Annotated in this window: 5 protein-coding genes and 1 pseudogene; 1 reads left to right on the forward strand and 5 read right to left on the reverse strand. The window is 69.8% G+C overall.

The window, feature by feature from the left end; all coding sequences use genetic code 11:
- A partial coding sequence (gene argS, locus AC1DOC_RS19220) for an arginine--tRNA ligase domain-containing protein (protein ID WP_478130293.1) occupies nucleotides 1-521 on the reverse strand: 521 nt, incomplete at its 3' end.
- Nucleotides 522-652: 131 nt separating this feature from the next.
- On the opposite strand from argS, the gene AC1DOC_RS19225 reads away from it, so the two are divergent.
- Nucleotides 653-1,057 (forward strand): hypothetical protein, encoded by a 405-nt coding sequence (locus AC1DOC_RS19225; RefSeq protein WP_418146652.1) that lies wholly within the window; start codon nucleotides 653-655, stop codon nucleotides 1,055-1,057.
- 60 nt (nucleotides 1,058-1,117) lie between these two features.
- Here AC1DOC_RS19225 and AC1DOC_RS19230 read toward each other — a convergent pair whose 3' ends face one another.
- The 4 genes and pseudogenes from AC1DOC_RS19230 to AC1DOC_RS19245 all read right to left on the reverse strand — a co-directional run.
- The gene (locus AC1DOC_RS19230) at nucleotides 1,118-3,163 is read right to left on the reverse strand and encodes a spermidine synthase (RefSeq protein WP_478130294.1); all 2,046 of its coding nucleotides are present in this window, start codon (nucleotides 3,161-3,163) and stop codon (nucleotides 1,118-1,120) included.
- A gap of 6 nt (nucleotides 3,164-3,169) precedes the next feature.
- On the reverse strand, nucleotides 3,170-3,622 hold the full coding sequence (locus AC1DOC_RS19235) for a DUF2214 family protein (RefSeq protein WP_012745621.1): 453 nt from the start codon (nucleotides 3,620-3,622) through the stop codon (nucleotides 3,170-3,172).
- A gap of 61 nt (nucleotides 3,623-3,683) precedes the next feature.
- Nucleotides 3,684-4,628, reverse strand: coding sequence for a LysR family transcriptional regulator (locus tag AC1DOC_RS19240; RefSeq protein WP_478130295.1), 945 nt, complete (start codon nucleotides 4,626-4,628; stop codon nucleotides 3,684-3,686).
- A gap of 36 nt (nucleotides 4,629-4,664) precedes the next feature.
- Nucleotides 4,665-4,857 (reverse strand): annotated as a pseudogene (locus AC1DOC_RS19245) (CoA transferase); the annotation flags it as partial.

The raw sequence follows: 4,857 nt of genomic DNA on the forward strand, positions 1-4,857 counted from the left end.
GTCTGGATCTGCACGCCGGCGTCGTTGTAGTAGAACTCGCGCCAGACGGTGTCGCCCTGCGAGGCGCGCAGGTTGCAGATGGCGTCGCCGAGCGCGGCCTGGCGGCCATGGCCGACGTGCAGCGGCCCGGTCGGGTTGGCCGAGACGAACTCGACCAGCACCTTTTCGCCGGTGGCGGGCTGCTGGCCGAAGGCGCTGCCGGCGGCCAGCACCTCGCGCACGATCTGCTGCTTGGCAGCCGTCTTGAGGCGGATGTTGAGGAAACCGGGGCCGGCGACCTCGATGGCTTCGACCCATTGGCCGAAAACCGGGGTGGCGAGCAGCGCGGCACTGAGCTCCTCGGCCAGTTCGCGCGGCTTGCGCCCGAGCGGCTTGGCGAGTTGCATGGCGGCCGTGCTGGCGAAATCGCCGTGGGCAGCCACCTTGGGCGACTCGAACGCGGCTTTGGAGCCAGCGCCGGGCGAGAGGGATTCGAGCGTGTTCGCGAGCGCCGCGAGCAGCTCCTGTTTGACCAATAGCATCTGCGAATTTTACCGGGGGCAAACCCGGGGCGCCGTTGACCATCGTCATCCGATCGCTGGCTTGGGCCGTTAGAAGCCTCGGCCCCGGGACGGGGCACCTGTCACAACCCACCTTGCAAGGACATATCACCATGAAGAAGTTCCTTTCCCTGGTCGCCCTGGGCGCCTGTCTCTCCTTCGGCGCCGCACAGGCGCAAGACAAGGCCCCGGCTGTCAAGGCTCCGGCACCTGTCACCGCACCTGCGGCCACGCCGGCCACCCCAGCGACCCCCGCCGCTCCTGCGGCGGCCACCCCCGCAGCGCCCGCCACCGCGGCAGCGCCCGCCGCGAGCTGCGAATCCAAGGCCATCGACAAGAACGGCAAGCCGCTGGCCGGCGCCGCCAAGGGCAGCTTCATCAAGAAGTGCGAAAAAGACACCAAGGCCGCCGCAGCACCCGCTTGCGCAGCCAAGGCCGTCGACAAGAACGGCAAGCCGCTGGCCGGCGCCGCCAAGAACAGCTTCATGAAGAAGTGCGAAAAGGACGCCAAGGCCTGAAGCCGCACCGCGCTCCAGCCTGCGCAAACAGGGCCCGCCGCGTGCGGGCCTTTTTCATGGCTACTTCAGCACGCTCAGCAGGTTGTTGAAATCGTCGGTCCAGGGGCGGACGCCGGCGCGCAGCACGATCGGCGAGGCCGCGGCGCGCACCGGCTCGCGTGCCAGCACGGCGGGATCGCGCGCCACCAGCACCCAGTCGGTCGAGCTGAGCCACCGCGAGGCTTCGGCGTCGTCGCTCACGAGCACGGCATGCAGGCCCTTCAGCTCGGCGATCCGCGCGACCACGGGCGCGAGCTCGAGGAAACGGTTGGTCACATGGAAGGCCACGATGCCATCCGGCTTCATGTGCCGCAGGTAGACATCCATGGCCTGCGCCGTGAGCAGGTGGGCCGGCACCGCATCGCCCGAGAAGGCATCCACCGCAAGCAGGTCGAAGCCCTGCGGCGGCTCGCGCTCCAGCGCCAGCCGCGCATCGCCGAGCACGCGCTCGATGCGCGCGGGGCTGTCGCGCAGGAAGCTGAATTCGCTGTCCGCGAGCTCGAACACCTGCGGATTGATCTCGTAGATGCGGTAGGCGTCGCCGCTGCGGCCGTAGCTCGCGAGTGTGCCGGCGCCCAGGCCGATCAGCCCCACGCGGCGCGGCCCGGCCGGTGCAGCAGCCATCGCGCGGCCGATGCCCGAGGTGGCGCCGTAGTAGGTGGTGGGCTCGCGCCGGCGGGCCGGGTCCAGGAACTGTTCGCCGTGCTTGATGGAGCCGTGCGACAGCACCCGCACGCTGTCCGAGGGATGGAGGCGCCGCATGTCGAAGGTGATCAGCGCGCCATGGAAATTGCGCAGCAGGTGGCGCGCGTCCGACCGGTCGCTCGCGATCTGCGCCATCAGGAAGTATGCGCAGCCGGCCGCCAATGCCACGCTCATGGCCCGCAGCCAGTTCCGGCGGCGCAGGACGGCCGCCGCCGCGAGCGCCGTCAGCACCAGGCCGATGCCCAGCTCGTAGTACGCCGGCAGCACATGCGGCGCCACCAGCCCGACCGTGGCGCCGCCCAGCGCACCGCCGAGCGCGAGCATCAGGTAGAAGCGCGTGAGATAGCGCGGCGCCGGCCGCAGCCTGGCGGTTYCGCCGTGCAGGAACATGCACAGCACGAACAGGCCGCCGACATAGATCGGCAGCCCCGTGCGCACGTCCGAGCCGATGTGGTGCTGCAGCCCGAAGGCGCACAGCAGCAGCACGCCCGCCGCCAGCGGCAGGAAGACGCCGCGCCGGTACCAGCGGTCGCTCTCGAAGCACAGCACGAAGGTGAACAGGTACAGCGACAGCGGCACGATCCAGAGAAAGGGAACCGCCGCGACGTTCTGGGTGATGTGGTTGGTCACGGCCAGCAACAGCCACGACGCCAGCGCCGGCAGCACGAGCCAGAGCAGGCCGTCGGACCAGCGCGGCGGTTTTTCGCTATCGGCGGCGGCCGCGGCCTGGCCGGGCGCCGCGCCAACCGGCACAGCCGCCGGCCAGCGGTACGCCACCAGCAATGTCGTGCCGGCGCACAGCAGCGCGAACAGGCCATAGCCCCACGACCAGCCGAGCGCCTGCTGCAGCAGCAAGCTGCGCGGCTCGATCAGCACCGGGTAGCTCAGCAGCGACAGCAGCGACGCCAGGTTGGAGAGCGAGAAGTAGCGGTACACCCGCGCGCTCCAGGGCGTGCGCGCCACCCACGACTGCACCAGCGGCCCGGTGGTCGACAGAAGAAAGTACGGAAGGCCGATGGTCGCGAGCAGCAGCCCCAGGATCAGCCACGCCGGGTCTTCGGCGCCGGTGGGCTTCCAGCGCGCGGCCACCACCAGCGGAAGGAAGGCCAGGCTCGCCAGCAGCAGCCCCACGTGCAGCGCGGCCTGCGCGCGCACCCGAAGGCGGCGCGTGACCCAGTCGGAATACGCATAGCCCGCGAGCAGCACGGCCTGGAAGAACACCATGCAGGTCGACCAGACGGCGGCCGAGCCGCCGAACCAGGGCAGGATCTGCTTGGCGATCAGCGGCTGCACCAGGAACAGCAGGAACGCGCTGCTGAAGATGGTGCCGGCAAACAGGAGCTGGATGCCGGCGCGTTCCATGCGCGCCTACTTGCCGAAGCCGCGCGCGAGGAACACGGCGACCAGCGGGATCAGCGCGATCAGGTGGGCCTGCACCATCACCAGCCGGCGCGTCTTGCGGATGTCGGCCTCGGCCGGCAGCGTGCCGTTGGCGCGCAGCGCCTTGCGCCAGCGGAAGTAGGTGAGCGTCGGAAAGATCGAGAGCACGCCGACGATGATGAACAAGCCGAGCTTCACATGCAACAGCGGGTTGGTCCAATACCACGCCGTGCCCTTCACGCCCCACACCGTGCGCGCGATGCCGGTGGCGAGCACCGCGATGGCGGCCATGCCATAGACCATGTCGACCTTGGCGAGCCGCTCCACCACCGCGGCATTGAGCCACTGCACGCGGCACAGCGCCGCTTCGCTCGAGATGAAGACGACCATCGTGAGGATGGCCAGCAGATGCAGGTAGGCGAGGATGGCTTCGAGGGTCATCGATGGCTTTCTTCTTCAATGAGTTGCAAATGCTTGCAGATTGTGCCGCCGCTCGCGCGCTTTACGCCCTGCCGCCCCAGAATTCGGGCCGTCCGTACTGCTCCTTGAGGAAATCAAGCCACAGCCGCACSCGCAGCGGCAGGTGCTTGGYGCCCGCGAAGACCGCGTAGATGCCGTTGGGCGGCGCGGCGAATTCATCGAGCAGCGGCACCAGCAGGCCGGCATCGATCTCGGCCTCCACTTCCCAGGTGCTGCGCCACGCGATGCCGTGGCCGGCCAGGCACCAGTCGTGCAGCACCTGGCCGTCGGAGCAATCGAGCGGGCCTTCGGGCCGCAGGTAGATCAGTTCTTCGCCGCCCTCCTCGCCGGCAGCCGCCGGGGCGCGCGGAATGCGGAATGCCCAGCCGCGCGTCTGCGAAGCGTCGCTCGACAGCGTGAGGCAGGCAAAGCGCGACAGCTCGTTCGGATGCCGCGGCATGCCATGGCGGCGCACGAACTCCGGCGTGGCGACGCAGCGGCGGCGGTTGTCGGCCAGCCGCACGCTGACCAAAGACGAGTCGGGCATGTCGCCCACGCGCACCGCGCAGTCGAAGCTCTCGCCGCGCACGTCGACCACGCGGTCGCTCAAGTTGAGCGAGATCGTGACCTCCGGGTGCAGCGCATGGAAGCGCGGCACCAGCGGCGCCACGTGGCGGCGGCCGAAGCCGGCCGGCGCCGTCACGCGCAGATGGCCGCTGGCCTTGACGCCGCCGGCGCTCACGCTGGCCTCGGCATTGGCGAATTCGGTCAGCAGGCGCTGGCAGTCCTCGAGAAAGGCGCTGCCTTCGTGCGTGAGCGTGATGCGCCGCGTGGTGCGCACCAGCAGCTTGACGCCCAGCCGCGCTTCGAGCGCGTCGAGCCGCCGCCCCATGATCGCAGGCGCCACGCCCTCGGCCTTGGCCGCGGCCGTGAGACCGCCGCGGGTCGCCACCGAGACGAAGGATTCGAGTTGCTTCAGGCGGTCCATGGCGGCGGAACTATATATCCGGGGTTTCGCGCGGGTTCAGCCGGCGGCGCCGGCCTGGCGCGACTCGAACGCGGCGATCTCTTCCTCGCTGTAGCCCACTTCCCTCAGCAGCTCGCCCGTGTGCTCGCCGATGCGCGGCGGCTGCAGGCGGATGCCGGGGCGCTCGCCGTCGAGCGTGAACGGCATCAGCGGCACCTTGGCCATGTGGCCGTCGTTCATGCGCACGGGC

The sequence above is a fragment of the Variovorax sp. 01T439_2 genome, from assembly GCF_056398445.1.

Excerpts from the sequence above, each read along its gene's own strand:
- AC1DOC_RS19235 (WP_012745621.1), bottom strand. The coding sequence starts at position 3,622 with ATGACCCTCGAAGCCATCCTCGCCTACCTGCATCTGCTGGCCATCCTC.
- AC1DOC_RS19225 (WP_418146652.1), top strand. The coding sequence starts at position 653 with ATGAAGAAGTTCCTTTCCCTGGTCGCCCTGGGCGCCTGTCTCTCCTTC.